This window comes from Methylocapsa sp. S129, from assembly GCF_009765995.1.
Classification (GTDB): domain Bacteria; phylum Pseudomonadota; class Alphaproteobacteria; order Rhizobiales; family Beijerinckiaceae; genus Roseiarcus.
The window spans coordinates 170434-197427 of the sequence record NZ_LMUI01000023.1 but is presented as its reverse complement, the minus strand read 5'-3'; the positions used below and the strand labels follow the sequence as shown (position 1 = coordinate 197427).

Here is a 26994-nt window from a genome sequence, read left to right as displayed (position 1 = left end):
CCCCGCAACAAAAGGCGCTTGAATCACACATCGACCCTAATGGGAATCACTCGTGTGAATGCCGTAGCGAGAATCGGGAGAAGGTGGCGCGCAGCGCCGGATGAGGGCGGCGGCCCTGGTCGCGACCCAAGCCGCCGCATCACTTTTTTGCCCCATCACGCCGACAGGCCCTCATCCGACCTTCGCTTACGCGAAGGCCACCTTCTCCCGCTTTGCGGGAGAAGGGCGTGCGCGCGCCAATGCCGCTTAACAAAGCCGTCGATGAATAGTATCGTCCCGCCCCTCAACGGACGGGCGTGCGTGGCTGGAAGCGGAAACCGATCGAAAATAACAACGCGCCCGCTTGCTCGCGGCGCGATCGGATGGGCGCGTTCGTCGTTGGTCGCCTGGGTCGCCGTCCTCGCCCTTATCCTGCAACTCGGATTGGCGCCCGCGCCACGTGCGATGGCGAGCGCCGGCGAAGCGGACGCCGCCGCGGCGCTCGGCGCTCTCAGCGCGCTGCTTGGCCCCAATGTCGCGCTTTGCCTGCATGAGGATGGCTCCGCGCCGGGATCGCCCTCGCACGATTCGCATGATTGCTGCATCGATTGCACGCTGTGCCAGCTCACTGGCCATGCGGCGGCTCTCGTTCCGCCGAACCATGCGGTTCCCTTAGGATTTGCGCGAATTGCGAGCCGGTTGAGCATTCCTAGCGACGCCCGCGTCGCCAGGCCGCCGCTTGTCGCTTCCGCACAACCGCGCGCGCCCCCGATTTCCGCCTGACCTGACCTAGCCGAGACGCGACGATCCTCCCAAACGAGATCGTGCGCCGTCTCTCCTTTCTCGTTCAGCTCTAGGCGTCTTCCATGCTTTCCAAAACTTCGTCAGCCCTTGCCGGCGCGCTGAGCGCCGCCATGTGTCTGTTTGCACATTCTCAAGCCGAAGCGCATGCCGTCTGCGGCAACCGCATCTTTCCGGCGACGCTCGGCATCGACGATCCCGGCGTCAATGACGAATTGGCGCTTCCGACGGTGACCTACATCCCCCCAAATACCGGCGGGACGCAGGAATTCGACGCGTCGTTCAGCTACACCAAAACCATCTTCCCGAACTTCGGGCTATCGATTACCGACGGCAAAACCTGGCTCAATCCCGGCGGGAACGGCTGGGGAAACATCGATACCGAGTTAAAATATATGTTCTGGTGCGACGCCCCGCACGAGTTCATGGCGTCGGTTGGCTTGGATGTGACTTGGGCCAATACCGGTACGAAGAACTTTTCCGACCCGTTCAACACGTTCACGCCGCTTATCGATATGGGCAAGGGCTTCGGCGATCTGCCGACCAGCCTGAATATCCTGCGGCCCTTCGCGATCACCGCCGAGCTCGGGCTGTCGATCCCGAGCGCGCCGCACACGTCCTCGATTGTCTACGACGATTCGGGCAATCCGAGCCTCAATGTGGCGCTCAATCCGACCGTCTTCGACTGGGGCTTCACGCTGCAATACAGCCTGCCCTACATGAACGCCAATGTGAGCGAGGTCGGCGGTCCGGATTTCCTCAGACATCTTGTGCCGATCACCGAGTTCGCCTTCCAGACGCCGGTTAGTAACTACGCGCCGGGCGGAAACGTCACGACCGGCACGATTCAGCCTGGAGCCATCTATATGGCCGACACTTGGCAGGTGGCGGTCGAAGCGCTCATCCCGATCAATGGGGCGAGCGGCCACAATGTCGGCGCGGTCGCCGAACTGCATTTCTTCTTCGACGACATCTTCCCCAATTCGCTCGGAAAGCCCCTGTTTCAATGAGGTACGTCATGTCACGCCTATCCATGTCCAGAATTGCCGCTTCGCTCGCCTTCGTCCTGGTCGCTTCGGCGGCCCTCGCCCATGCGCAATTGCAAAAGGCCATTCCCGCCGTCGGCGGTACGGTGACGGCCTCGCCTAAGGAAATCAGGCTCAAGTTCAGCGAAGGCGTCGAACCGCGTTTTTCGGGGATCGCGCTGGCGACGGAAGCTGGCGCGACGGAGCCGATCGGCAAGCCCGGCGTCGATCCCGCCGACAATAGCGTGCTGATCGCAATCGTCTCAGAAGCGCTCAAGCCCGGAACCTATACGGTAACGTGGCATGCGGTCTCCGTCGACACGCATAAGACTCAAGGCAGCTTCAACTTCACGGTCGCCCCTTGAGGGCGGCCCCATCGTCCGACGCCGACATCGCCATTCCACGCCCGACCTTGAAGGAGACAATCATGGCGCGCTTTCAATCCATCGTCCTCGCAGCGTTCGTGTCGCTGATCGCTCTTCCCGCTTTGGCCCAGGAATTCAAGGGAGGCGACATCACGATTGACAAGGCTTGGTCGCGGGCGACGCCGAAGGGCGCGGCCGTCGGCGCTGGCTATCTCGTCATCCATAATCATGGCGCGACGCCGGACAAATTGATCGGCGGCGCCGCCGAATTCGCCGGCAATGTTTCGGTCCATGAGATGAGCAGCGACAATGGAATCATGCGCATGCGCGAATTGACTGCCGGTCTGGAAATTCCCGCCCACGGCGAGGTCGTGCTTTCGCCGGGGGGGTACCACATCATGTTCACCGGGCTGAAGCAGCCGTTGAACAAAGGGGAGATCATCAAGGCGTCTCTCATATTCGAGCATGCGGGAACAATCGGCGTGGAATTCGCGGTCGGCGGCGTCGGCGCCGCGGGTCCGGCGGGCGCGGCCAAACCCGACGATTCCATGAAGGGCATGAAAATGTGAGCGCGGGAAGCGGGCCATCCATGGGGATATAACAGCTCGTGCCGACAGCGCTCATCGTCTGCCGCTTGTTGCATTTCGCCGCGACTATGCTGCTGTTCGGCGCCAGCGGCTTTCTCTGGGCGCTGGCGCCTGCAGGGTTGGCGCGCGAACTGGCCGGGCCGGTGCGGCGGATGGCGGGCGTGGCGATTGTCGTCGCTGCTTTCACCGCCTTCGCCTGGCTCGCGCTCGAAGCCGGTGAGATGGGCGAGGGCTGGAGCGACAGCGTCAATCCCGAGACGCTCAGCGCCGTCGCTTTCGAAACCGCCTTTGGCCAAGTCTGGCTCTGGCGCATGGGCCTTGCGCTGGTTCTGTTGATCGCGCTCGCGACAGGCCGGCATGATCGCTGGGCGTTTACCGTTCCGGCCGCCGCGCTGCTGCTGGCGAGCCTGGGGCTCGTCGGCCATGCGGCCATGCAGTCGGGACTGGCCGGGGCGCTGCATCGGCTCAATCATGGCGTTCACCTGCTTTGCGCGGGCGCCTGGCTTGGCAGTCTGCCGCCGCTGATTTTTTGCCTGATGCGCTATGGCGCCCCCCGGCTGCGATCGGAGATCGGTCTCACGCTTCGCCGCTTCTCCGGCCTTGGCCATTTCGTCGCGGCGCTGGTCGTGCTGACCGGAATCGTCAATACGGCATGGACGCTGGGCGCCTGGCCGGTCGACTTTTCGTCGCCTTACCAGATGCTTCTGGCGTTGAAAATCGCGATCGTCGCTGCGATGCTCGTAATGGCCCTGGTCAATCGCTACATCCTGACGCCGCGGATAAAAGGCCAGACAGGCGCGGCTCTGCGCGCTATTGCGATCAACAGCGTCGCCGAAATCGGCCTCGGGATCGCCGCGCTGGCGTTGGTCAGCATTTTTGGGACGCTTGCGCCGGTTTGACGGCGGTCGCGTGGCGTTTGCATTCCCTCGTCCGCGTCGCTTATTCTCGACCCATCGGCGGCAAGGGATCAAAAATCGGAATATCGCCGCCATCAGGCGCGGAGCCATCTCGCGGGCACATTTCTTGCTGCTCCGATCAGTATCGAAGCTAGGATGCTGCCATGGCTATGGACGATCATCGCGCGGCGCGCGCCAAACGCGACAGCAAGCGGGCGCAGAACGCCGATCGCGCTTCCGTGCAGTCGCTTCTGCGAGCGATTGATATCCTTGAACTTCTGGCTTCGAAAAATGATGGTCTTCGCCTCGTTGAGGTTGCTGAGCGCGCGGGCATTCCCACCTCGACGACGCACCGTCTGCTGACCACGCTTGAGGCGAGGCGTTTCGCCTATCTCGACAAGAACAGCCGTTGCTGGAAAGTCGGCGGCCAATGCCTGAGCGTCGGCGGGGCGTTCGGCCGGCGGCGCGATCTTGCCGCGATGGCGCTGCCGGTAATGCGCCGCCTGCGCGACCAAACGGCGCAGACGATCAATCTGGGGCTCGCCGATCTCAACAAGATGACGCTGATCTGCCAAACGCCCGGGCAAAATTTGCCGCGCGGCATCGCCCGGCCCGGCATGCAGGCGGCGATCGCCTCCACCGCGATGGGCCAGTGCGTCATGGCCGCTCTGCCGGATGCGGAAGTCGCCCGACTTTTTCTGACCTTTCAGGGAACGGCGCCAACAGGGCGCTTGCCGAGCGAGGACACGCTCGCGGCGACGATCCGCGAGACGCGCGCTCGGCGCTTCGCCCTCGATGACGAAACCAACGAAATCGGTCTGCGCTGCGTCGCCGCGGCGATCTTCGATGAATATTCGGTGCCGATCGCCGCTCTGTCGATCGCCGGCGCGGCCCAGCGCATCGAGTTCGGCCGGCTCGGCGAGATCGGCCGCGACGTGCTCAGCGCGGCCCAGGAGATTACACGGGCGATTGGCGGCCGCGCGCCGGCCTTTTGCTGAGCCGCCGGGGTCATTGACGAAAACTGTAAGCTGTTGGCTTATAACGTGAATCTCATGCTTTTCCGCATTGCGAAAAAGCTCGCCGCCGGCCGGGCTGCCCGGTAAGCTTCTCTCTCAGAGTTCGCTGCGTGGGGCGCTTCCCGTCGACGGGACCCGCAGGCGCCGCGCGGCCTCGCCTTTGCCTTTACGTAACAAGGAGCATTCGCAATGAACAAGATGGCGCCCCAGCGGACCGGTTCGACGAACGGTTCCGCAAGACTTTGCAGCCTGCGGCGCGCTGTGCTGGCGGCGGTCGCCGGCCTGGCGCTGGCCGCCGGACCGGCCGCCGCGGCCGACGAGGGAAAGGCGGCGATGCTGTTCCCCGGCTCGATCAACGACCAGAGCTGGAACGCCGTCGGCTATCAGGGCCTGGTCAAGCTGAAGGCGGCAGGCTGGGACACCGCCTATTCGGAGAACGTCCAGTCGGCCGACGAGGTGGAGGCTCTGCGCGACTACGCCAAGCGCGGCTTCGATCTGGTCATCGGCCATACCGGGCGCTTCCTCTCGGCGGCCGAACGCGTCGGCGGCGAATTTCCCAAGACGACCTTCATCGTCGGGTCGGGCTCGGGCGGCGCGGGCAAGAACGTCGCCTCGGTCGATTTCGACAACACCCAGTTCGGCTATCTCATGGGCGTTCTGGCGGCCAAGCTGAGCAAGACCGGCAAGATCGGTTCGGTCAATGGCCTGGAAGGCCTCCCCAACGTCTATTCCCAGATCGGCGCCTATCGCCAGGGCGCGAGAAGCGTCAATCCGAAGATCGAGGTGAAGGTCATCTATATCAAGGATATGGAGGACGCGGCCGCGGCCAAGGAGGCGGCGCTGTCGCTGGCGGACTGGGGCGCCGATTTCATCAGCGGCAAACTCAACGCCGCCCAGGCCGGCATCATCCAAGCCGCCAAGGAGCGCAACATCTATTGCAACGGCCGCTCGACCGACCAGACCGCCATTGCGCCGACCAATGTCGCCACCAATATCGTCGAAAAATGGGATGAGATGTATGCGGCCGCCGCCGTCGAGGCGAAGGCTGGCAAGCTCGGCGGAAAATATGAGCTTTATGGCCTCGATACGCCTGGCAGCACGGGCGCCTCGCTGAAATATTCGCCCGACAGCGCCTTCAATCCGGCGATCCCGCCGGCGATCGTCGCCGATGTCGAGGCGCTTGAGAAGACGTTCGCTGCGGGCGGCCTCAAGATCAAGGTCGTCAAGGAGGATGGCCACGGCGGCCTCTGACGCGGCGCTCGATTGCAAGAGACCGGCGTTGGAGGAATCTGTCTTGCCGGCACTTCTCGAAATGCGCGGCATCGTCAAGACCTATGGAGCGGTTTGCGCCAACCGGTCTGTCGATCTTGACGTGCGCGAGGGCTGCGTCGTTGGCCTTCTCGGCGAGAATGGCTCTGGCAAGAGCACGCTGATGAAAGTGCTGTTCGGCATGATCCGACCGGATTCCGGCCGGATCCTCTTTCAGGGCCGCGCGCTTGCCGGCCATAGTCCGCGCGAGGCGATCGCGGCGGGCATCGGCATGATCCATCAGCATTTCACGCTGGTGGAGGCGATGACGGTGACGGAAAATGTCATGCTCGGCTGGGCCGCGGCCGGCGCCGTCCTCAAGCCGGCCGAGATCGCGGCCCGCATCGAAGCGACGAGCCGCACTTACGGGCTCGCGGTCGATCCGCATGCGATCGTCGCCACGCTCTCCTTCGGGCTCCGTCAGCGCGTCGAGATCGTGAAAGCGATCCTGCGCGGCGCCAAGCTTCTCATTCTCGACGAGCCGACCTCCAACCTCAGCCCGCCCGAAGTCGCCGGCCTCCTCGGCGTCATCCGGCGGCTGCGCGAGGAGCGGCATTCGGTGATCTTCATTTCGCACAAGCTCGCCGAAGTGATCGAGATCTGCGACGAGGTCGTGGTGCTGCGCGACGGCGCGGTCTCGGGCCGCACGCCGATCGCCGAGGCGACACGTGAGGGTCTCGCCCGCATGATGGTCGAGCGCGACCTCTCCGCGCCGGTGACGCGCAGCGCTCGCGCCCCGGGGCAAGCCGTGCTCGCCGTCGAAGGGCTGACGCGCCGGGACGCTTCGGGAGCGACCCGCCTCAGCGAGATTGGATTCACGGTACAGGCTGGCGAGATCCTCGCCGTGGCGGGCGTCGACGGCAACGGCCAGGCCGATCTTCTCGATACGCTCGCCGGCATTCTGCCTGCCCATTCGGGCCGCATCCTGCTCGATGGGCGCGACATCACGCGCATGAGCGTGCGCCGGCGGCTCGCCGCCGGCCTCGCCTATATCCCCATCGATCGCGGCGGCACCAGCCTCGTTCCGGGCATGACGATCGCCGACAATCTCGCGATGCGCGATTTCGACCGTCCGCCGCTGGCGCGCGGGCCGTTGCTCGACCCCGGCGCGATGCGCGCGCGGGCGAACGAGCGGATCGCCGCCTTCGATATTCGCGCGCCCCATGGCGACGTGCAGGCGCGAACGCTTTCGGGCGGCAATCAGCAGAAGATCGTGCTCGCGCGCGAGATCGGGCGCAAGCCGCGGCTGTTGCTCGCCTTCCAGCCGACCTGGGGGCTCGATCCGGGCGCGGCGCGCTTCGTCATCGACCAATTGCTGCTGTTGCGCGATGAGGGCGGCGCCATCCTCTACGTCTCGGCCGAGCTTGAGGAGGTGCTGACGCTCGGCGACCGCATCGCGGTCCTGTCGAACGGCCGTTTGTCCTCGCCTGAGCCCCGCGCGGAGGTCGACGTCACACGCATCGGCCTGATGATGGCGGGAGCGGCGTGAGATCATGAAAGATCCCGTTGCGCTCGGCCCGATCGAACTGTCAGCCTCAGAGGCTGGCGCGCCCGACGCCGGCGCGCTTTTTCAGCGGCTCGGCGCGCATAACGGTCTGCGTGCGACCGGGCGCGCTGTCGTCGCTGTCCTTCTCGCCTTCGCGGTGACGGCGATTCCAATCCTCATTTCCGGAAAAAGCCCGATCGCCGCCTATTGGGCGCTGCTCCACGGCGCCTTCGGCTCGTTCGACCATGTCGCCTTCGCGCTCAACAAAAGCACACCCTATATTCTGACCGCCGTCGGCGTGGCGCTCTGTTTCCGCGCGCAGATCATCAATATCGGCGGCGAAGGCCAGATCGCCGTCGGCGGCCTCGCGGCCTCCTGGGTCGCGCTCAATTGCGGCGATCTGCCGTCGCTTTTGGCGATCGTGCTCGCCTTGGCGGCGGGCGCCGTCGCCGGCGCGCTTTGGGCTGGGATCGCAGCCGTCATCCGGTTGACGCGCGGCGTCCACGAAGTGCTCTCGACCCTGCTTTTGAATTTCGTCGGCGTGCTTCTCGTCAGCGAGGCGCTGAATGGCGCGATGGGCGAGGCGGGAGCGGGCTTTCCACAATCGCCGATGTTCGACGAAGCCGTGCGCCTGCCGACGCTCTTTTCCGGCTATGACCTGCATGTCGGGCTCATCATCGCGCTCGTCGTCACCGGCTGCGCGCAATTCCTCCTCTGGCGCACGCGCTTCGGCTTCCAGCTCCGTCTGCTGGGCGGCAGCCGCGCGGCGGCGGCCTATGCCGGCGTCTCCTTCGCAGGCGGCGTCATCGGCGTCATGCTGCTCGGCGGCGGCCTCGCTGGACTCGCGGGCGGCATCGAAGTGCTCGGCGTCCACTACCGCCTCATCGAAGGCTTCTCGCTGGGCTTTGGCTTCACAGGCGTCGCCGTGGCGCTGCTCGCCGCCGCCAATCCGCTCGCGGTGGTGCCGGCGGGGCTGTTCTTCGGTTTTCTGCAAGCGGGGGCGCTGGCGATGCAACGCGAGGTCGGCGTGCCGTCCTCGCTCGTCTATGTCATCCAGGGCTTCAGCATTGTTTTCGTACTCTGCGCGATCGGGCTCGACCGCCGATGGCAGCGAGTTTGAGAGAGGACAAGGGACAGGAAAAATGGATTACGCCTTTCTCGTTGCCCTTCTGGCGGCTTCCGTTCGCATCGCCGCGCCGCTGATCCTTGGCGCGCTTGGCGGCCTCATCTCGGAGCGCGCCGGCGTGTTCGCCGTCGGCATCGAGGGCATGATGCTCGCCGGCGCCTTCGGCGCCGCGATCGGCGCCTTCGTCAGCGGCAGTCCGGCGGTCGGTCTTCTGCTTGCCGTGGTCGCCGGAAGTCTGATTGCGTCGATCGTCGCGATCGCCGTGACCATTTTTCGCGCCGACCAGATGGTCACCGGACTCGCAGTCAATATCCTGGCCTTCGGCCTCACCAGCTTTTTGCTGCGCGGTCTGTTCGGCGGCCGTGCGCCCTCGATCCGGCTCCACATATTCGGCGCGATCGACATTCCGTTTCTTTCAAGCCTCCCGTTCGTCGGCCCCATTCTGTTCCGGCAGTCAGCCCTCACCTATGCCGCGGTCGCCATCGCGCTGTTGCTGCATCTTGCGCTCTACCGCACGCGGGCGGGGCTGACGCTGAGGGCCACGGGCGAAAATCCCGAAGCGGTGTTCGCCGCCGGCAATAATCCGATCCGCATTCGCCAGCTCGCCGTCATCGCTGGCGGCGCGATCGCCGGGCTCGGCGGCGCCGTCCTGTCCCTTCAGGATGTCGGCACTTTCACCGACGGCATGACCAACGGTCGCGGGTTCCTCGCGCTCGCCGCGGTCATCGTCGGCCGTTGGACGCCGCTCGGCGCGCTGGCCGCCTGTCTCGTCTTCGGCGCGGCGAGCGCGCTTGAAGTGCGTCTGCAGGGTTTCAACCTGCCCGTCAGTTCCTACGCCATCCAGATGGCGCCCTATCTCTTGGCGCTCGCCGTTCTTGCCGGGCTTGGCCGCGGCACACGCATGCCGCAGGCGATCGGCCAAGCCTACCGCGTCGGCTGAGCACAGCCGCCGCGATCGATCCACAGCCAAACACAAACGCACCGGAGGAACGCCCATGAAGATCGGTTTGCACAAGGTCGCAATGGCCGCGCCCAATGATGTCTCGGGATTGGAGGCGCTTCTCGATCAGGGCGTCGTCGATCCCACGACGATCGTCGCCGTCATCGGCAAGACCGAAGGGAACGGCGGCGCCAATGATTTCACGCGCGGCTTTGCGACGATCTCGTACGAATTGCTGCTGGCGCCGCGCCTCGGCGTTTCGCCCGAGGAGGTCGGTCGGCGGATCGCCTTCGTCTGGTCGGGCGGCACCGAAGGCGCGCTGTCGCCGCATGCGACGGTCTTCACCCGCAGCGAGGCGACGCGGGCCGCGACCCCGCGCCTGGCGCTCGGAATCGCTGTCACGCGCGATCTTGCGCCCGAGGAGATCGGCCGGATGGCGATGGTGCGTGAGGTCGCCGGCGCGGTGCGCCGCTGTCTCGCCGAGACCGGGATCGCCGACGCGGCCGACGTCCATTACGTTCAAGTGAAAGGTCCGCTGCTGACGCCCGCGCGAATCGCCGACGCCAAGGCGCGCGGCGCGGCGCTCGCGACCGACGATCCGAATGGCTCGAAGGTCTACGCGCGCGGCGCGATGGCGCTTGGCGTCGCGGTGGCGCTCGGCGAAGTGGCTGAAGCCGATCTCTCGGAGGAGGCGATCGGCCGCCGGCTCGACTTGTTCTCATCCGTCGCATCGACCTCGGCGGGCGGCGAGCTCAGGAATTGCGAAGTGCTGCTGTTTGGCAATTCGCCTCAGGCGGGCGGCGACCTGCGCATCGGCCATGCGACGCTCGCCGATGCGATCGATGCGGACGGCGTGCGCGCGGCGCTGGCGAGCGCTGGCCTGCGGGTGGTCGCGACCGCGACAGCCGAGCAGAGCCGTCATATCGCGGCGATTTTCGCCAAGGCCGAGGCAAGCCCGACAGGGCTGATTCGGGGTCGGCGCAACACCATGCTTTCCGACGCCGACATCAATTACGAACGCCATGCGCGCGCCGCTCTGGGTGCCGTCATTGCGAGCGTCACCAACGATCCCGCGATCTTCGTTTCCGGCGGCACAGAGCATCAATGCGCACCCGGCGCCGCGCCGATCGCCGCCATCGTCAAGGTTTGAGGGCGAGGGCATGGTCGGGAACAGACAGGATGCGCCGCTTTGGGCGTTGACCGCCACTGCGCTCGCCGAGGGCTATGAGGCGGGAGCCTTTTCGCCTGCCGACGTGATCGAAAGCGTGCTCGACCGCGTCGCCATGGTCAATCCGCTGATCAACGCCGTCGTGACGCTTGACGCCGCCGGCGCCCGCGAGGCGGCCACGGACTCGGCGGAGCGCCATCGCCGCGGCGCCGCGCGCGGGCCGCTTGACGGAACGCCGATCACCGTCAAGGACAATATGCGGGTCAAGGGCATGCGCGCGACATGGGGCAGCAGGCTCTATGCCGATTTCACGCCCGACGCCGACGAATTGCCGATCGCACGGCTTCGCGCGGCGGGCGCCATCATCCTGGGCAAGACCAATTGCCCGGAATTCACGGTGCAGGGATATACCGACAATCTCCTGTTTGGACCGACGCGCAATCCCTGGAATCTCGCTCTGACTCCCGGTGGTTCGAGCGGCGGCGCCGTGGCGGCGGTGGCAGCCGGCCTGGGCCCGATCGCGATCGGCACCGACGGCGGCGGATCGATCCGCCGGCCCGCCTCGCATACTGGTCTTGTCGGCCTGAAGCCTTCGCGCGGCCGCGTGCCGCGTTGCGGAGGATTCCCGGCGATCCTGCTCGATTTCGAATCCGTCGGGCCGATCGCCCGGACGGCAGCCGACGTCGCGCTCGCCATGACGATCATGGCGCCGGCCGACCGACGCGATCCGGCCAGCGCGCGCTTTGCGGCGAAGCCTTTCACCGTCGAGGCGCCGCGGCCGCGCCGCATCCTCTACATCCCGCGCTTTGGCGAAGCGCCGGTCGATCCGGAAATCGCGGCGATGGTCGGCTTGGCCGCGCGGCGCCTCTCGGAGCTCGGCCATATCGTGGAGGAAGGGGAGGCGCCGTTCGAACTCGCGCCGATCGACGCCGCGTGGCCCGTCATCAGCCAGAGCGGCCTTTCCTGGATCAGCGGCGCCTTCCCGTCTTTCAACGACGACGCCTCGCCCGCCATCCAGGCGATGACCGCTTCAGGCGACGCCTTCGCCGCGGCGCGCTACGTCGATGCGCTGCTGGCGATCCGCGATCTGGAATCCCGGCTCGCTTCGGTCTTCGAAACCTATGACTTGATCTTGACGCCTTCGGCCGCGGCGTTGCCCTGGCCGGCGACAGAACCCTTTCCGACAGAGATCGCGGGGCGGCCGGTCGGGGGCAGGGGACATGCGGTCTTCACCGCCTTCGTCAATATGTCGGGTTGCGCCGGCGTCAACCTTCCCTGCGGCTTGTCGGAAAGCGGCCTGCCCATCGGATTCCAATTGGTGGCGGCGCCGGGAGAGGACGGGCTGCTGATGTCGATCGCCGCCCAATGCGAGGAGGCGGCGCTTTGGACGCCCATGGCGCCGGACCGCGTTCCAGGCGTCGCCGCGGCGCGATGACGCCATCACGCGCCGCGGGCGATCTCGACCCGCCCGATGCCCGCAAAGCTTGCTTCAGCCCGGCTGCCGGGCGGGAGATATTGCATGCCGGTGTAGGAGCCGGTGGTGACGAGGTCGCCTGCGCGCAGTGCAGCGCCATGCGCCGCAAGATCATTGGCGAGCCAGGCGACGAGTTCGAGGATGTCGCCCGCGGGATTGCCGCCTTCGCGCTCGACGATCACGCGCCCGTCGATCGTGAGGCTGACCGGAGCTTTTTCAAACGCAGCCGTACGCGGCAATGGAACGCCCGATCCGATCACCATCGCGCCATGGGAGAGCAGGTCGGCCAGAAGGAGCGGCGGCGCCACATCGGGCCAGGCGGCGAAGCGGCTGTCGACGATCTCGAAGCCGACAATGACCTCTTCGATCGCGGCGACCACGTCCGAACGCGTATAGGGCGTTCCCATTTCGGGCAGATCGCGGCCGAGACGGAACATGAGTTCGGCCTCCAGACGCCATACCGAGAAAGCGTCCCGCTTGATAAGATCGCCCGATCGATAGAGCCGATTCTCAAACAAAGGCGCGCGCAATGGAGCCGCGCCGGGCTCTTTGCGTCCCGTCTTCCAGCCGATGATCGGGCCGAGCCGCCGCGCGACAATCGCCTGCGTCCGATAGGCCTCGGCCTCAGAGGCCACCAAAGCCCCGGCCGGGACAGCATCGATGCGCCGGCCTTGCGTATGCGCATCGATCAGGATCGACGCAAGCCGCGCCGTGGCATCGGCGTTCGCCGGAGGATCCATCGCAGCCATTTGTTCCTCCTGGAATTCTCGCGCGCCAGCATCCACCGGTTGAAATCAAGTCAACGGGCGACCGCGACCGGCTGCGGGGCATTGGCTTCGTCGCGCCCTTCGAGTTCGGCCATCGCCGCCTGCACGCCGCCGGCGCGATGCGGCACGCCAGCCGCCGACAATCCCATTTCAACGCCGGTCAGGGCGCCCATCAGAACCAGCGCGTTGCATGCGCCGAGATGACCGATGCGGAATACTTTTCCGGCGAGCTTGGTCAGTCCGGCGCCCAGCGACATATTACATTGATCGAGGACGATCTTGCGGAATCGATCGGCGTCGTGCCCCGGCGGCATCAGCACGGCGGTGAGAACCGGCGAATATTCGGCCGGCTCCTGACAGAGGATCTCGAGACCCCAACCGCGCACCGCCGCGCGCGTCGCCGCGGCGAGGCGCTGATGGCGCGCAAAAACCTGGTCAAGTCCTTCCTCCAGCAGCATCGCGATGGATTCGCGAAGTCCGTAGAGCAGGTTGGTTGCGGGCGTGTAGGGAAAGAAACCGCTGGCGTTCGGCTTCAGCATTTCCGCCCAGTCCCAGTAGGAGCGGGGAATTTTGTTGGTCTTCGAGGCGGCGATCGCCTTTTCGGAGATCGCATTAAATCCGAGGCCGGGCGGCAGCATCAGCCCCTTCTGCGAACAGCTCACGGTGACGTCGACGGCCCATTCGTCGTGGCGATAATCGATCGAGCCGAGAGAGGAGATCGTGTCGACCATCAACAACGCGGGATGATTCGCCTGGTCGATCGCTTTGCGGATATCGCCGATACGGCTGGCGACGCCCGTCGAGGTTTCGTTATGGACGACCATCACCGCCTTGATCGAGTGTGATCGGTCCTCCGCCAGTCTGGCTTCGATGGCGGCGGGATCGGCTCCGCGCCGCCAGTCGCCCGGCATGAAATCGACCTCGACGCCCCAGCGCGCCGCCATCTGGCGCCAGAGCGTGGCGAAATGGCCGGTCTCGACCATCAGGACCTTGTCGCCCGGCGATAAGGTGTTGACGATCGCCGCCTCCCAGGCGCCCGTCCCGGAGGAGGGATAGACGATCACCGGGCCGGAGGTCTTGAACACCGTCCGGCAACCTTCCAGCGTCTCTTGGCCGAGGCGCTGGAACTCGGGGCCGCGATGGTCGATCACCTGCCTGTTCATCGCGCGCAGAATTCTCTCAGGCACCGGGCTTGGGCCGGGGATCTGCAAGAAGTGATGGCCCTGACGTTCGGTCATCGAAACCTCCTAAGAACCGCATCGGATCGATGGGATCGGCCTTTGCAATAGTCTGAAGATGATAATGCATTCGTATTTTGAATAATCAAGAAATATTTTGCATTCATTTTTGTATCGACTAAGCGCATCAGACGCGCTATTTGTGACTCCATGTCGGATATTGCCAGCCAAAACCACCCGACGCCCTGGTCAGAGGCCGGCGCTGTGGGCGCCCAGGACCCGGAGCGGCCGGAGCCGCCCGCCTCGCTGCACCGGGAAATCCTCGAGCGTTTGCGAGACCATATCGTTGAAGGCAATCTGGCCGACGGCGCGCGCATCCCGGAGCGTCAGCTCTGCGAAATGCTGGGCGTCTCGCGGACGCCGCTGAGAGAGGCGCTCAAGGTTCTGGCGTCGGAAGGGCTGGTCGATCTTCTCCCTAACCGAGGCGCGCGCGTTCGGAGCCTGAGCGCGCAGGATCTGGCCGAGCTTTTCGATGTCATGGGCGGCCTCGAGGCCTTGGCGGGTCGGCTCGCATGCGAAAACATTACGGATGAAGAGATTGCCGAAGTCGAGCGGCTGCATCATGTGATGTACGGCTTTTATCTGCATCGCGACATGCATGGCTATTTCAACTGCAATCAACTCATTCATCAGACAATTGTCGCGGCGGCGCGCAATTCCGCCCTTTCCGCGACTTACGCGAGCTTCGCCGGCAGAATCCGGCGTGCGCGCTATTCCGCCAACCTCGCCCGCAAGCGCGACCGCTGGGGCGAAGCGATGCGCGAGCACGAAGCCATTCTTGACGCCCTGCGCCGTCGCGCCGGCGAGGAATTGAGCAACGTTCTGTTCCGGCACTTGCGCAACAAGCAGATGGCGGCCGCGGATGGCGCTAGGGACGAGCCTCCTTCTTTGTCCTCGCCATAAGTGAGGATATTTTGAATTCAGAATTTTGTTCTATGTGCCGAGACTTATTGAGTTTAGCATTCAAGTTGGATGGAATTCCGCAAGAGAATTCAGGGCTCTGGTCCGCTGAGCAGCAGGCTCGAGCAGGAGGGAATTTCCGATGGTCGGCGTGGCGCGTCCCGGATTCGAACGACGCCTGAAGGCCGACATCGAGGGCGACGTCCTCTTCGACGCCTTCAGCCGCGGGCGTTACGCGAACGACGCGTCGCATTATCAGATGATGCCGGCGGGCGTGGTCGTTCCCAAAACAATGGACGGGGCTTTGCGGGCCTTCGCATTGGCGCGGGAAGAAGGCGTGCCCGTAATCGCCCGCGGCGGCGGCACCTCGCAATGCGGGCAGGCGATCAATCGCGGCCTCATCATCGACGGCTCCAAACACCTGCGCCGCATTCTCTCGCTCGACGTCGCGCAAAGACGCTGCGTCGTCGAGCCCGGCATCGTGCTCGACGACCTCAATCGGCAGCTCAAGCCGCACGGCCTGTGGTTTCCGGTCGATATTTCCACGGCCTCGCGCGCGACGATCGGCGGCATGGCGGGAAACAATTCCTGCGGCGGCCGGTCGCTGCGCTTTGGCACGATGCGCGACAATGTCATCGCGATCGACGCCGCCCTCGCCGATGGCGCGTCGATGCGTTTTGGCGACATCGCCGCCGATCTTTCCGACCTCAACGATCCCCGCGGCAGGACGCTTGCCGAAAAGCTGTTGACGATCGGCGCCCGCGAGGCGGCGGAGGTCGCGACGCGTTTCCCCAAGGTGCAGCGCCGCGTCGGCGGCTACAATATCGATGCGCTCGACCCCGCGCGCGGCCGCGTGAACCTCGCGCATATCCTCGTCGGCTCCGAAGGCACGCTCGCCTATTCCACCGCGATCGAATTGAAGTTGTGGCCGCTGCTCGGACGCCGCGCGGTCGGCGTCTGTCATTTTGGCTCCTTTCATGCCGCGATGGACGCGGCTCAACATCTCGTCAAGCTGAAGCCGATCGCCGTCGAACTCGTCGATGCGACGATGATTGCGCTCGCGGGCGAGATCCCGATGTTCCGGCCGACGCTGGACGCCGTCGTGCGCGGCGAGCCGGAGGCGCTTCTGGTTGTCGAATTCGCCGAAGACGATGCGGAAAATCAGCGCCGCCTGAAACAACTCGGCGAATTGATGGGCGACCTCGGGTTCGGCTTCGATCGCGACAAGGCGCATTGGGGCGGTGTCGTAGAAGTGCTGGACCCGTCGCTGCAGACAGCCATCACAGACCTGCGCACCTCCGGCCTCAACATCATGATGTCGATGAAAGACGCGGCCAAGCCTGTCTCTTTCGTCGAAGATTGCGCCGTGCCGTTGGAGCATCTTGCCGAATATACGGCGAAGCTGACCCACGTCTTCGAAAAGCATGGGACCCGGGGCACCTGGTATGCCCATGCGTCGGAAGGGTGCCTGCACGTCAGGCCCATCCTCAATCTGCGGCTGGAAAAGGACGTCAAGGCGATGCGCGCGATCGCCGAAGAGGCCTTCGCGTTCGTGCGCGCCTATAAGGGTTCGCATTCGGGCGAGCATGGCGACGGCATCGTGCGCAGCGAGTTCCACGAGGCGATGTTCGGCGCCAAGCTCGTCAGCGCCTTCGAGGAGGTCAAAGACATATTCGATCCGAAAGGCGCGCTCAATCCGGGCAAGATCGTCAGGGCGCCGCGTTTCGACGACCGCAGCCTGCTGCGCTATCCCCCCGGCTACCAGATGCGCGATTTCGCGCCGGCGCTCGACTGGTCGGCCTATCCGGGCACCGTCGGCGGCCTGCAGGGCGCGGTCGAGATGTGCAACAACAACGGCGCCTGCCGCAAGATCGAAGGCGGCGCGATGTGCCCGTCCTATCGCGCCACGCGCGACGAAAAGCATGTAACGCGCGGACGCGCCAACAGTCTTCGCCTCGCTCTATCCGGCCAACTCGGCCCGGATGCTTTCGCCTCGGACGCGATGGCGGAGACGATGAAGCTCTGCGTCTCGTGCAAAGCCTGCAAGCGCGAATGCCCGACTGGCGTCGACATGGCGCGCATGAAGATCGAGGTGCTGGCGGTGCGCGCGGCGAAACACGGCTTTTCCCTTCGCGACAGACTGGTGGCTTTCTTGCCGCGTTACGCGCGCTTCGCGGCGCCTCTTGCGCCGCTGCTCAATCTGCGCAATCGCGTCCCGCCGCTCCGATGGCTGATGGAAAGGGTGGTCGGCTTCAGCGCACACCGCGCGTTGCCGGTCTGGCGCCGCGACAGGTTCGTTGTACCTGCGGAGGCGCTCGGCCCCGAGGGCGGTCCAGAAATGGTGCTCTGGATCGACAGTTTCAACGCGGCCTTCGAGCCAGAGAATCTCGCCGCCGCCGCAGCGACGCTAACGGGCGCCGGCTATCGCGTTCATTTCGCCCGCGGCGCGGATGGCTCGCGTCGCCCGCTCTGCTGCGGGCGCACCTTCCTGTCGGTTGGCAATGTCGAGGCTGCGCGCGCGGAAATGTCGCGCACGCTCGCCGCGCTTCGTCCCTTTCTTGAGCGCGGCGTGCCGGTCGTCGGGCTTGAGCCGAGTTGTCTCCTATCGTTCCGCGACGAGGCGCTCGCTCTGCTGCCAGGCGAGGAGGCAAGACGGGCATCGACGCATGCGCTTCTTTTCGAGGAATTCATCATGCGCGAGGCCAAGGCGGGGCGCTTCGCCCCTGACCTCGCGCCGGTCTGCAATAAAGTCCTCCTGCATGGACATTGCCACCAGAAGGCGTTCGGCGCGATGGGGGCCGTCGAGGGCGTGTTGCGGCTCATCCCCGGCCTCGCGGTGGAGACGATCGAGTCGAGTTGCTGCGGCATGGCCGGCGCCTTCGGTTATCAGGCGGAGACCGTCGACGTCTCGCTGGCGATGGCCGAACTGTCCCTGCTGCCGACGGTACGCAAGGCCGCGCCGGAGGTCGTTGTCGTGGCGGACGGAACCTCCTGCCGGCATCAGATCAGGGATGGCGCCGAGCGAGAGGCGGTTCATGTCGCGCGCCTGCTCGCGGCAAGCATGGCCGCTGCGCGCGAGTTGAAAGCGCCGCGGCGGGCAGCGGCTTCTTGAGAAGCGTTTCGTCAGCCGCGCCTATCGCCGCGCTACGCCCTCCCAGGCGTCCAGCAATGGCCTATCGATCTCGGCGAACGCCGAGCTCCCGCCGCCGAACAATCGTATCGCGCCGCTTTCCGAGAGGGACGGCCAGCCGGGCGAACCGTTTGTCGCAAAAGCGATGAGCGCGCTCGACATCGCCTCGCCCAATTTCGCCGCGTCGTCATCGCCCGCTGCGAGCGGAAAGCGCCGCGCATCGGCGGCGTTCCAGACGAAAGCCTCGTCGAAGCCATGCGAAGCGCCGAGTGCGGCCGCGGCGCCGGGCGCGCTCCAGTCGAAGCGATAGAGGAACGCGGCGCCGCCGGCGTCTCCATGGGCAAGCGCCGTGCGCAGGGCGGGCACGCCGTAGACGGCGTCGGAGAGAAATTTTTCGCGCAAGCCGACAGGCTCGAGGTCGCCATAGCGCGCGCGATAAAAGGCGAACAGTCGGGCGCCGCTTTCAGCGTCGCTGAAGCGGATCATTTCGGCGAGCACATCGTCCATCGCCTGCGGCAGCCGCATCATGCGGGCGGCGAACCACAAGCGCGCCTCGTCGCGCGTGCAGCCAAGCACGATCGGCGCGTCGCGCCGTTCGCCGGCGGTGAAGGCGGACATCGGGTGGCGCGTCAGCGTGACGCCATCCTCGACGATGCCTAGCGTGCGCCCGCCTGGCGCGTTGCGATCGCCCAGATCAAGCGCGGCGACTTTGCGCTGCGCGGCCAGAATGGCCTCGACGCCAAGCTTCGCGAGGCCGTCGCGATCTCCCGCGGCGACGCTGACCTCGCGCAGGAACGTCTCGGTCGTCGCGCTCGCCTGGGCGCGCGTCAGCACCCGCGACGCGGAGCCGCTCTGCATCCAGGCTCTGGCGAAGAGGCCGTGTGTTTCGGGAAGGGCGAAGAGCGCCGCGATCATGAAAGCGCCGGACGAGAGACCGAAGATGGTGACATTATCCGGATCGCCGCCCAGCGCGCCCACATTATCGCGCACCCATTCGAGCGCGAGGCGCAGATCAAGCAGGGCGACATTGCCGGCCGCGAATTCCCGGCCAAAGGAATCGCCGAGAGAGAGGAAGCCGAGCGCGCCGATACGGAAATTGATCCGCACGACGACGGCGCCGGCCTGCGCCGACAGCGCGGCGGCGTCCTGCAATCCCTCGCTGGCGCTTCCCGTCTCGAAGCCGCCGCCGAAGACGTGAACGAGCACCGGGCGACGTGCGCCATCGGCGGCGGGCGTCCAGACATTGAGGTTGAGGCAATCCTCGCTCATCTCGCGCGGCGCGAAAGCGGCGCGCCATGGCGTCGCGGGCGAAGCGATCTGCGGCGGCGAGGGGCCGAAGTGGGTGGCGTCGACCATTCCATCCGGCGGCTTGTAGCGCGACGGCGGCGCCCAGCGGCGTTCGCCGACCGGCGGCTCGCCATAGCGCAGGCCCAGGAATGCGAGGCCGGTCGCGGTCGCGCAACCGCGCAAGGCGCCATAGGGCGCGCGGACAATCACATCGTTCATGAGACGGCCTCCGCCGCGGGCTCCACGAGATGACAGGCGGCGAACCGCTCTCCGCCAAGCGCGCGCAGCGGCGGATGGTCGATCGCGCAGCGATCGAAAGCGCGCGGGCAGCGGGTGCGGAACGCGCAGCCGGAGGGGACATCGGCCGCGTTCGGAATCTCGCCCGCGAGCCGCGCCGTCTTCGGCCGGCCCGGCGCGGAGGCGAAGAGAGCCTGCGTATAAGGATGGCGCGGCTCCCCGCAGATCGCAGCCTTGTCGCCCAGTTCGACGATTTCGCCCAGATACATCACCGCGATCCTGTCGCAAATGAATTCGACGACGCGCAGGTCATGCGAGATGAACAGCAACGTCATGCCGTGGCGCTCCTTGAGATCGAGCAGGAGGTTGAGCACCTGCGCCTGGACAGAGACGTCGAGCGCGCTGACGGGTTCGTCGGCGACGATCAGCGCGGGCTCGCTCGCCAGCGCGCGCGCGATCGCGATGCGCTGGCGTTGTCCTCCGGAAAACTCGTGAGGATAACGCGCCCCGGCGGCGGCGGGCAGGCCGACTTCGTCGAGCAGTTTGAGCGCGCGCGCGCCGCGATCGCCCCGCTCGCCGATGTCATGCGCGTGCATCGGTTCGGCGACGAGTTCGCCGACCGTCATGCGCGGATTGAGCGAGCCGAACGGGTCTTGGAAAATCATCTGGATGTGGCGCCGCTCGCGCCGCATCTCTTCTCTGCCGAGACTCGTAAGATCGCGGCCGCGAAAATGGACGCCGCCGCCGCTCGGTTCGATGAGCCGCAGCAGGAGGCGCGCCAAAGTCGATTTGCCGCTGCCGCTTTCGCCGACGATGCCGAAGGTCTCGCCGCGCCGCAGCGCAAAACTGACGCCGCGCACGGCGGCGACCTTGCCAAAGGTCTTGGCGAGATCCCTCGCCTCTAGGAGCTTCTCAGGCGGGCTCATGGCGCGGGGCTCGCAAGCGGGCGCCAGCAGCGAACGCCCGCATCGAAAACGGGACGCGTGGCGCAAATCTCATCGGCGATCGCGCAGCGCGGCGCGAAGCGGCATCCCGCGGGCCATGCGCCGACCGGCGGCACCTGGCCGGGAATCGGCGAAAGGCGCGCTGACGTTCCGCCCATGCGCGGGATCGCCGCCACCAGCCCGCTCGTATAGGGATGGCGCGGGCGCGTCAGGCATTGCTCCGGCTGGCCGTCCTCCACCCGATCGCCGGCATACATCACGATCGCGCGGTCGCAGAAATCGGCGACGACTTCCAGATCGTGGGTGATGTAGAGCATGGCCAGGCCCAATTCCTCGCGCATGCGCGCGAGAAGGTCGAGCACTTGCGCCTGGATGGTGACATCGAGCGCGGTCGTCGGCTCATCGGCGATCACGAGGCTGGGACCGCAGGCGATCGCCATCGCAATGACGACGCGTTGGCGCATGCCGCCCGAGAGCTGATGGGCGTGACCGGCGAGGATGTCCCGGCCGCGCGGAATGCCGACGCGGTCGAGCAATTCGCGCGCCCGCTCCAGCGCCGCCGTCCGGCTGAGGCCGAGGTGATAGCGCAGACCGTCGGTCATTTGCGCGCCGATCGAGAGCGTCGGGTGCAGCGAGGTCATCGGCTCCTGGAAGATGAAGCCGATCTCGCGTCCGCCGATCCGGCGCCGCTCGGAGGGCGTGAGCTGCGTAAGCTCCTGTCCCTTGAGAACGATCGAGCCGGCGATTTCGGCGCCGGGCGGCGGCAGGCCGATGATCGCGCGCGCGGTCATCGATTTGCCGCAGCCCGATTCGCCGACCAGCGCGACCGCTTCCCCCCGCGCGATCGAAAGATTCATGTCGGTGACGACGGGCGTGAGCTTGCCGCCGATCGGCAAGCTGACGCTGAGGCCGCGCACCTCGAGGATCGTCGCGAGAGCGTTCATGAGAGGCGCACGCGCGGATCGAGCAGCGCATAGAGGAGGTCGATTGCAAGATTGAGGATCGCCAGCATGATCGCGATGGCCAGGACCGCGCCTTCGACAACGGGGTAGTCGCGGCGGCCGACTGCATCGATGAGGAGCTTGCCGAGGCCCGGCAGGGAGAAGATGAGTTCGATCGCCACCGCGCCGCTGAGCAGATGGCTCGCCGAAAGGCCGGCGACGGTGACGAAGGGCGCCGCCGCGACGCGCAGCGCATAGCGCAGGACGACGCGGCGTTCGGGCAGCCCTTGCGCCCGCGCGGTCGCGATATAGGGCTCGCTCATGACGTCGAGCATCGACGAGCGCATCATGCGCGTCATCAGCGCCGATTGGCGCAGGCCGAGGGCGATCGCGGGCAGCGCGATGGTCATGAAGCTCGCGACAAGGCCTTCGCTCGGCGCGACATAGCCGGCGACGGGGAAAATACGCCAGGTCACCGCGAACAGGAAGATCAGCAGAAGCGCGAACCAGAATTCGGGCAGCGAGAGCCCGAGCACCGCCAACGCAACAAGGCCGCGATCAATCGGCGTATCGCGTTTGAGCGCGGCGGCGACCCCCGCGCAGGCGCCGACGACCAGCGCGATGAACAAGGCGAGCAGCGCGACCTGGATTGTGACGAAGGCATAGGAAGGCAGGATATCGATGACGGGCTGCCTGAAGAAGAACGAGGCGCCCAGATGCAGCGTGAGCACGCCTTTCAGCCAGAAGACGAATTGCACGACGAGCGGCTGGTCCAGACCCATGTCATGGCGCAACGCGGCGACCTGATCGGGCGTCGCCTGATCGCCGAGGATCTGCGCGGCGGGATCGCCGGGCGCCAGACGCAGCATCAGGAAGACGAGAATCAGCGGCACGAAGATCGTGGGCAGGATGAGGAGGAGGCGCCGACCGATATAGCGGATCATGCCCGCCGCCCCGCCAGTTTCGGATCGAGCGCGTCGCGCAGGCTGTCGCCCAGAAGATTGAGCGAAAGGATCGTCAGCACCAGCGCCGCGCCGGGGAAGACGACGATCCACCAGCCGTTCTGGATATAATCGCGCGCTTCCGCGAGCGCGCCGCCCCAACTCACGTCCTTGGCGCCGACGCCAAGACCAATGAAACTGAGCGCCGCTTCGCCGAGCACGGCGGCGGAAAACACGAAAGACGCCTGGATCAGGATCGGCGAGAGAACGGCCGGCAGGATATAGCGCGTCAGAATATGCGTTTCGCGCAATCCGACCGCGCGCGCCGCCTCGATCATCGGCAATTCACGCACGATCAGCGTCTGGCCGCGCACGACCCGCAGCGCGGGCGCAATGAGGACGAGCGAAAGGGCGAGCACGACGGTCGTCACGCTCGGCCCGATATAGCCCGCCGCGGCGGTGGCGAGCACGATGCCAGGAAAAGCCATCAGGCCGTCAACGATTCGCATCAGCACGGCGTCGATGCGACGGTAGAATCCTGAGAGAAGCCCGAGGGCGATCGCCACGCTCATCGCAATGGCGGTGACGAAAAAGCCGACGATCAGGGACGTGCGCCCGCCGTAGAGAACGATCGCCAACATGTCGCGCCCGAGATGGTCGGTGCCCATGAGATGGCCGGTGCGCGGCGACAGCAGACGATGGGCAGGATCGATCTTGAGCGGCGAGGCATGGGTCAGAAGCGGCGCGGCGAGGATCGCGGCGATCAGTCCGGCGAGGACCAGAATCGCCAAAGCGGCCGTCGGCTTGGCGGCGAGGCGGCGGGCGAGGCCCGCTCGCCTGGCCGCCGGCGCGATCGTCGCCGTCGTAGCGCTCATGTCATTTGGTAGGCGGGGCGACATTGAAGAACGCCTGGCCGATCGCCGGACTATCGGTCACGCCGGTCACGCCCTTGCGGAGCGCTTCAAACGACGCCTCGGTGCCAAATTTGATATAGGGCGTCTCCTCGTAGATGAGGGTTTGGATCTGCTTCCAGATGTCAATGCGCGCCTTCCGATCGGTCGAAGTCGCCAATTTCTTGACCAGTTCCTCCTTGCGCGGATCGTTCCAGAAGCCGGGATAGCTGGCGTTGAGATAGGGGATGACGACGGGATCGACATAGGTCGGCAGGAAGCTCGAGAAGATGTCGAACTTGTCGGGGTCGGTGCGAGTCTGCACGAAGGCCGCCGCCGGCATGACCTGAAGATCGATCTTTATGCCGTAGTCTTCGAGCTGCTGCTGCGCCGTGAGCGCGGGCAGATAATGCTGCTGGTAGAAATCCTTGGAGGTGAGCCAGCGCAGCGTCTCACCCTTGTAGCCGGACTCGGCGAGCAGCTTCTTGGCGCGTTCAGGATTGGCCGTTCCGAACTTCTCGGCGCCGGCCCCGGTGTGCCAGACGCTGTTGCGATCGGGCGCCCAGCTCGGATCGAGCGTATAGAAATCGGGATTGCCTTCCGCCGCGAGCATGATCGGGTCCATGTCGAGCGCGGCGTAGATCGCCTGGCGCAGCTTGGGATTGGCGGTCGGCCCCTTCCTGGTGTTGAAGACCATGGTCAGCGACTGGTTGTCCTTGACGATCAGGGGAACAGCGGCGGGGCTCGATTTGACCGCATCGTAGAAATCGAAGGGCAGCGTCGTGGCGATATCGGCCGCGCCGGTCAGCACGCTGTCGCGGCGCACTGAGGGCTCGGGCTGCGGCAGGAAGATGACCCGATCGGCCAGAGCCTTCTTTTCGCCCGCCGCTCCCGAGCTTGGCTCGCCGCGCGGCTGGTAATCGGCGAAGCGCGCGAGGACCGCCTGCCGGTCCGGCTGAAATTCCGTCACTTTGAACGGCCCGGTGCAATCGAGATTGGCGACAGGCTGCGATGGCGATTTTCCCTCGACCGACGCTTTGGACATGATCGAGGCGGGGGTCAGCGTGAGCAGGCCGGGAATGACCCCGGTCGGCGCGTTCAGTTTGAGGACCACTGTGTCGGGCGCGGTTGCGACAATCGAAGCGACGAGCGCTTTGAGAACCGCGCCGGTGCCCGCGCTCTCGCGATAGCGCGACAGCGAGGCGACCACGTCGTCGGCGGCGAGCGGAGCGCCGGAGTGGAATTTTATTCCCTGCCGCAGCTTGATGGTGAGCGTGAGCGCCGCTTCGTCATAGGCCGCCGATTGGGCGAGCATCAATTGCGGCTGCCAATTGTCGTCGAGCGCATAGAGGCCTTCGCAGGCATTGGCGGCGACCAGCCAGTTCGTGCCCAGCGTCGAGACGACCGGATCGAGCGCCGCCGGCAATTGCGGCGTCGCAATGCGCAGATCGGCGGCCATAGTAGGAAGGCTGAGACTGCCCAGAAGCGCCGCGGCGCTTACCGCCTTCGCCAATCGGATCATAGCGTTTTCTCCCCTTCTTTTGATTCGTTGGATTCAGCCACGTCCGGATCGATGTCGAGATCGAGCAGCGCCGAACTCAAACTCTTGCCATGGGCGTCGAGTGCGAGCGAGCGCGTCACGCCGCCGCCCAGCGCGTTGCGCAAAACGAAATTGAGCGCGCCGATCGCGGGCAGCTCATAGCGGGCGACTTCGCCATGGACGAGCTCCGAGAAATGCTCGCGCACGCGCGCGGCGCTTACCTGTGCGACGATGAGCGGATAGTTCTTCGCTTCGAAGGCGATCAGCGAGATGTTCGAAGTGTCGCCTTTGTCGCCGGTGCGCGAATGGGCGATCTCGCGCAGCTTCATTTCGAATAATCCGGCCCGACGGAGGGGGGCTCGCGAGAACGCCCATCGTCTCGACAGACAAAGCTGCCGGCGAGCGTCGGATCGCCCTTGCCGTCATAACGCGCCTGCCGCGGATAGGGGCAGAGCGGCCGTGAGAAGGCGACATGCGTCGCCGCTCCCTCGCCGTCGGCGTGCGAGGCGATCATCGAATCGGGCGGCGCGCCGCGCTCCACCCAATTCTCCAGAGCCGATTGCGCATCGAACCGATCGGCGCCCGGGCCGCCCGAGCAATGGGCCATGCCGGGCACGAGGAACAGGCGATAGAATGCGCCGGCGGACAGGTCCGCGTGCTTCTCCTTTTGGTCCGCGACCACATGTTCGTAATAGCTGATGGAATCAAGTGGCGGCGCGACCGGGTCGGCCAGTCCGTGGTATTCGAGCAATTTGCCGCCGAGCTTGCGGAAAGTCTCCAGATCCGGGCTGTTGGCGTTGATGATGGGGGCGAGCTTGGCGTCGGCGGCGCGCATGTCGCGGCTCCAATCGAAATTCCACCAATTCCACTTATCGTCGAAGGCCCAGTCGCGCCAATAGGTCAGGCGCGCCGGCTGATCGGCTTTCGCAGGATCGGCCCAGTACAGGCTCCAACCCGGCAGACGCTCGACGACCGCGCTCGAGCCTTCGCTGCCGGGCGGCCAGCCGAAAAAGATGCGCTCGCCCGTCTGCGGGTCGCGGGCGCCGTCATACATCGCCTTGAGCGCCTGCGCTTGCGGCGCGGTCAGGCAATCGGCCGCGTCCGCACCCTTGCATGCGATGGTCGCGGGATCGAAATGGCAGCTACCCGGGTCGGTGAGGAAATTGTCGGTCGGCAGACCGCCATCTTGTGAGCCGTTCAACCCCTGGCAGGCTTTCACGACGGCTTGGGTGATCATCGAAAGCTTGGAGGCCGGGATGATCGGATGCGCGTCGTCGCCATGCGGGTGGTTGGCGATATATTGCCAGAGAAAGCCGGCGTTGAGATGGGTGCGGTTGTTGCCCGGGTCGCCGGCGATGATGCCGTCAAAATCGCCAGGGAAACGCTGCGCCTCCATCAGCGCCTGATGTCCGCCGGTCGAGCAGCCCTTGAAATAGGCGTGGACGGGCGCCGCGCCGTAATAGGCCGCGACCAGCAATTTGGCCTTTTGCGCCGTCTCATGAACCGCGCGGTGGCCCCAATCGACGATGCTTTCTGGATGTCCCGCCGCGAAAGCCGGATCCGATCCGATGTGCCCGGTGTCGGTGGCCACGCTCGCATATCCCGTTTGCAAGCGGTCGGCCATGTCGGCATAGCTGATGTCGGAACTGTACCCGCCATTGCCGAACATTTCCAATTTGTGGTTCCAGCTCGTGCGCGGCAACCACAATTCGAAACCGATCTGGGAGCCTGGCGCTGGCGCGATGATTCCATGGATGCGGCAAAACGCCGGCAGGCCGGCAATGGCCTTCGCGCCCGCCGGCGTATAGGAGCCGGCGTCGATCTCCTGGGCCGCGTCGATCTTGGCGTTGGGCAAAGACAGCGCCGCCAGACTTTGGCAATCGGCCGCGACGGCCGTTGCGGCATGGCAGGAAAAAGCTGCGGCCGAGACGATGGCCAGGCCATGAAAAAAGCTCAGCCCATGCGCCTTTTTTCTCTGCGCCGATCGGTCCCGCCTCTGCTTGCTCAT

At 65.7% G+C, this 26994-nt stretch carries 24 protein-coding genes; 14 read left to right on the top strand and 10 right to left on the bottom strand.

Going from position 1 to position 26994, the window contains the following annotated elements; all coding sequences use genetic code 11:
- Window positions 1–378 precede the first annotated feature (378 nt).
- From GSQ90_RS15510 to GSQ90_RS15455, 12 genes are all read left to right on the top strand, one after another.
- Window positions 379–762: a DUF2946 family protein gene (locus GSQ90_RS15510; protein WP_158815749.1), complete on the top strand. Its 384-nt coding sequence runs from the start codon at window positions 379–381 to the stop codon at window positions 760–762.
- An 83-nt stretch (window positions 763–845) separates the two neighbouring features.
- Complete coding sequence (locus tag GSQ90_RS15505) at window positions 846–1790, top strand: hypothetical protein (RefSeq protein WP_158815748.1); 945 nt, start codon at window positions 846–848, stop codon at window positions 1788–1790.
- 8 nt (window positions 1791–1798) lie between these two features.
- Complete coding sequence (copC, locus tag GSQ90_RS15500) at window positions 1799–2170, top strand: copper homeostasis periplasmic binding protein CopC (RefSeq protein ID WP_158815747.1); 372 nt, start codon at window positions 1799–1801, stop codon at window positions 2168–2170.
- A gap of 62 nt (window positions 2171–2232) precedes the next feature.
- Complete coding sequence (locus tag GSQ90_RS15495) at window positions 2233–2739, top strand: copper chaperone PCu(A)C (RefSeq protein WP_158815746.1); 507 nt, start codon at window positions 2233–2235, stop codon at window positions 2737–2739.
- A 38-nt stretch (window positions 2740–2777) separates the two neighbouring features.
- Complete coding sequence (copD, locus tag GSQ90_RS15490) at window positions 2778–3656, top strand: copper homeostasis membrane protein CopD (protein WP_158815745.1); 879 nt, start codon at window positions 2778–2780, stop codon at window positions 3654–3656.
- A 161-nt stretch (window positions 3657–3817) separates the two neighbouring features.
- Window positions 3818–4651, top strand: coding sequence for an IclR family transcriptional regulator (locus tag GSQ90_RS15485; protein ID WP_158815744.1), 834 nt, complete (start codon window positions 3818–3820; stop codon window positions 4649–4651).
- Between the two features lie 207 nt (window positions 4652–4858).
- On the top strand, window positions 4859–5920 hold the full coding sequence (locus tag GSQ90_RS15480) for a BMP family protein (protein ID WP_158815743.1): 1062 nt from the start codon (window positions 4859–4861) through the stop codon (window positions 5918–5920).
- A gap of 43 nt (window positions 5921–5963) precedes the next feature.
- Window positions 5964–7466: an ABC transporter ATP-binding protein gene (locus GSQ90_RS15475; protein WP_158815742.1), complete on the top strand. Its 1503-nt coding sequence runs from the start codon at window positions 5964–5966 to the stop codon at window positions 7464–7466.
- A 4-nt stretch (window positions 7467–7470) separates the two neighbouring features.
- On the top strand, window positions 7471–8583 hold the full coding sequence (locus GSQ90_RS15470; protein WP_158815741.1) for an ABC transporter permease: 1113 nt from the start codon (window positions 7471–7473) through the stop codon (window positions 8581–8583).
- Window positions 8584–8605: 22 nt separating this feature from the next.
- Window positions 8606–9529 carry an ABC transporter permease gene (locus tag GSQ90_RS15465; protein WP_158815740.1) on the top strand — a complete coding sequence of 308 codons (924 nt, stop codon included), beginning with the start codon at window positions 8606–8608 and terminating at the stop codon, window positions 9527–9529.
- Window positions 9530–9584: 55 nt separating this feature from the next.
- Complete coding sequence (locus GSQ90_RS15460) at window positions 9585–10679, top strand: ring-opening amidohydrolase (protein WP_158815739.1); 1095 nt, start codon at window positions 9585–9587, stop codon at window positions 10677–10679.
- A 10-nt stretch (window positions 10680–10689) separates the two neighbouring features.
- Complete coding sequence (locus GSQ90_RS15455; RefSeq protein WP_158815738.1) at window positions 10690–12132, top strand: amidase; 1443 nt, start codon at window positions 10690–10692, stop codon at window positions 12130–12132.
- Window positions 12133–12137: 5 nt separating this feature from the next.
- Here the strand turns inward: GSQ90_RS15455 and GSQ90_RS15450 are convergent, their stop codons facing one another.
- Both GSQ90_RS15450 and GSQ90_RS15445 read right to left on the bottom strand, forming a co-directional pair.
- Window positions 12138–12920: a 2-keto-4-pentenoate hydratase gene (locus tag GSQ90_RS15450; protein ID WP_158815737.1), complete on the bottom strand. Its 783-nt coding sequence runs from the start codon at window positions 12918–12920 to the stop codon at window positions 12138–12140.
- A 50-nt stretch (window positions 12921–12970) separates the two neighbouring features.
- Window positions 12971–14176, bottom strand: a complete 1206-nt coding sequence (locus tag GSQ90_RS15445; protein ID WP_158815736.1) for an alanine--glyoxylate aminotransferase family protein — start codon at window positions 14174–14176, stop codon at window positions 12971–12973.
- Between the two features lie 150 nt (window positions 14177–14326).
- Here GSQ90_RS15445 and GSQ90_RS15440 point away from each other — a divergent pair, with 150 nt between their 5' ends.
- Window positions 14327–15079, top strand: a complete 753-nt coding sequence (locus tag GSQ90_RS15440; protein ID WP_158815735.1) for a GntR family transcriptional regulator — start codon at window positions 14327–14329, stop codon at window positions 15077–15079.
- 139 nt (window positions 15080–15218) lie between these two features.
- Entirely contained in the window at window positions 15219–18188 is a 2970-nt protein-coding gene (locus GSQ90_RS15435; protein ID WP_158815734.1) for an FAD-binding and (Fe-S)-binding domain-containing protein, read from the top strand.
- Window positions 18189–18209: 21 nt separating this feature from the next.
- On the opposite strand, the gene GSQ90_RS15430 is transcribed toward GSQ90_RS15435, so the two are convergent.
- The 8 genes from GSQ90_RS15430 to GSQ90_RS15395 are packed head-to-tail and all read right to left on the bottom strand — an operon-like array spanning window position 18210 to window position 26994.
- On the bottom strand, window positions 18210–19712 hold the full coding sequence (locus GSQ90_RS15430) for a carboxylesterase/lipase family protein (protein WP_158815733.1): 1503 nt from the start codon (window positions 19710–19712) through the stop codon (window positions 18210–18212).
- A complete protein-coding gene (locus GSQ90_RS15425) occupies window positions 19709–20656 on the bottom strand; it encodes an ABC transporter ATP-binding protein (RefSeq protein WP_158815732.1) in 948 nt (315 codons plus the stop codon). The genes GSQ90_RS15430 and GSQ90_RS15425 overlap by 4 nt, the downstream gene beginning before the upstream one ends.
- Entirely contained in the window at window positions 20653–21618 is a 966-nt protein-coding gene (locus GSQ90_RS15420; protein WP_158815731.1) for an ABC transporter ATP-binding protein, read from the bottom strand. The genes GSQ90_RS15425 and GSQ90_RS15420 overlap by 4 nt, the downstream gene beginning before the upstream one ends.
- On the bottom strand, window positions 21615–22559 hold the full coding sequence (locus GSQ90_RS15415; protein WP_158815730.1) for an ABC transporter permease: 945 nt from the start codon (window positions 22557–22559) through the stop codon (window positions 21615–21617). Before GSQ90_RS15415 ends, GSQ90_RS15420 begins: the two co-directional genes overlap by 4 nt.
- Complete coding sequence (locus GSQ90_RS15410) at window positions 22556–23431, bottom strand: ABC transporter permease (RefSeq protein ID WP_246731622.1); 876 nt, start codon at window positions 23429–23431, stop codon at window positions 22556–22558. The genes GSQ90_RS15415 and GSQ90_RS15410 overlap by 4 nt, the downstream gene beginning before the upstream one ends.
- 1 nt (window position 23432) lies before the next feature.
- A complete protein-coding gene (locus GSQ90_RS15405) occupies window positions 23433–24968 on the bottom strand; it encodes an ABC transporter substrate-binding protein (protein ID WP_158815728.1) in 1536 nt (511 codons plus the stop codon).
- Window positions 24965–25315: a hypothetical protein gene (locus tag GSQ90_RS15400; RefSeq protein WP_158815727.1), complete on the bottom strand. Its 351-nt coding sequence runs from the start codon at window positions 25313–25315 to the stop codon at window positions 24965–24967. Before GSQ90_RS15400 ends, GSQ90_RS15405 begins: the two co-directional genes overlap by 4 nt.
- Complete coding sequence (locus tag GSQ90_RS15395; RefSeq protein WP_158815726.1) at window positions 25312–26994, bottom strand: tannase/feruloyl esterase family alpha/beta hydrolase; 1683 nt, start codon at window positions 26992–26994, stop codon at window positions 25312–25314. Before GSQ90_RS15395 ends, GSQ90_RS15400 begins: the two co-directional genes overlap by 4 nt.

Bases quoted from the DNA above. Each gene is read 5' to 3' on its own strand.
- GSQ90_RS15425 (WP_158815732.1), bottom strand. From the start codon at position 20,656: ATGAGCCCGCCTGAGAAGCTCCTAGAGGCGAGGGATCTCGCCAAGACC.
- GSQ90_RS15495 (WP_158815746.1), top strand. From the start codon at position 2,233: ATGGCGCGCTTTCAATCCATCGTCCTCGCAGCGTTCGTGTCGCTGATC.
- GSQ90_RS15465 (WP_158815740.1), top strand. From the start codon at position 8,606: ATGGATTACGCCTTTCTCGTTGCCCTTCTGGCGGCTTCCGTTCGCATC.
- copC (WP_158815747.1), top strand. From the start codon at position 1,799: ATGTCACGCCTATCCATGTCCAGAATTGCCGCTTCGCTCGCCTTCGTC.
- GSQ90_RS15505 (WP_158815748.1), top strand. From the start codon at position 846: ATGCTTTCCAAAACTTCGTCAGCCCTTGCCGGCGCGCTGAGCGCCGCC.
- GSQ90_RS15445 (WP_158815736.1), bottom strand. From the start codon at position 14,176: ATGACCGAACGTCAGGGCCATCACTTCTTGCAGATCCCCGGCCCAAGC.
- GSQ90_RS15480 (WP_158815743.1), top strand. From the start codon at position 4,859: ATGAACAAGATGGCGCCCCAGCGGACCGGTTCGACGAACGGTTCCGCA.
- GSQ90_RS15405 (WP_158815728.1), bottom strand. From the start codon at position 24,968: ATGATCCGATTGGCGAAGGCGGTAAGCGCCGCGGCGCTTCTGGGCAGT.
- GSQ90_RS15430 (WP_158815733.1), bottom strand. From the start codon at position 19,712: ATGAACGATGTGATTGTCCGCGCGCCCTATGGCGCCTTGCGCGGTTGC.
- GSQ90_RS15400 (WP_158815727.1), bottom strand. From the start codon at position 25,315: ATGAAGCTGCGCGAGATCGCCCATTCGCGCACCGGCGACAAAGGCGAC.
- GSQ90_RS15420 (WP_158815731.1), bottom strand. From the start codon at position 21,618: ATGAACGCTCTCGCGACGATCCTCGAGGTGCGCGGCCTCAGCGTCAGC.
- GSQ90_RS15435 (WP_158815734.1), top strand. From the start codon at position 15,219: ATGGTCGGCGTGGCGCGTCCCGGATTCGAACGACGCCTGAAGGCCGAC.
- GSQ90_RS15470 (WP_158815741.1), top strand. From the start codon at position 7,471: ATGAAAGATCCCGTTGCGCTCGGCCCGATCGAACTGTCAGCCTCAGAG.
- GSQ90_RS15410 (WP_246731622.1), bottom strand. From the start codon at position 23,431: ATGAGCGCTACGACGGCGACGATCGCGCCGGCGGCCAGGCGAGCGGGC.
- GSQ90_RS15460 (WP_158815739.1), top strand. From the start codon at position 9,585: ATGAAGATCGGTTTGCACAAGGTCGCAATGGCCGCGCCCAATGATGTC.
- GSQ90_RS15415 (WP_158815730.1), bottom strand. From the start codon at position 22,559: ATGATCCGCTATATCGGTCGGCGCCTCCTCCTCATCCTGCCCACGATC.
- GSQ90_RS15395 (WP_158815726.1), bottom strand. From the start codon at position 26,994: ATGAGCAAGCAGAGGCGGGACCGATCGGCGCAGAGAAAAAAGGCGCAT.
- GSQ90_RS15440 (WP_158815735.1), top strand. From the start codon at position 14,327: ATGTCGGATATTGCCAGCCAAAACCACCCGACGCCCTGGTCAGAGGCC.
- GSQ90_RS15450 (WP_158815737.1), bottom strand. From the start codon at position 12,920: ATGGCTGCGATGGATCCTCCGGCGAACGCCGATGCCACGGCGCGGCTT.
- GSQ90_RS15485 (WP_158815744.1), top strand. From the start codon at position 3,818: ATGGCTATGGACGATCATCGCGCGGCGCGCGCCAAACGCGACAGCAAG.
- GSQ90_RS15455 (WP_158815738.1), top strand. From the start codon at position 10,690: ATGGTCGGGAACAGACAGGATGCGCCGCTTTGGGCGTTGACCGCCACT.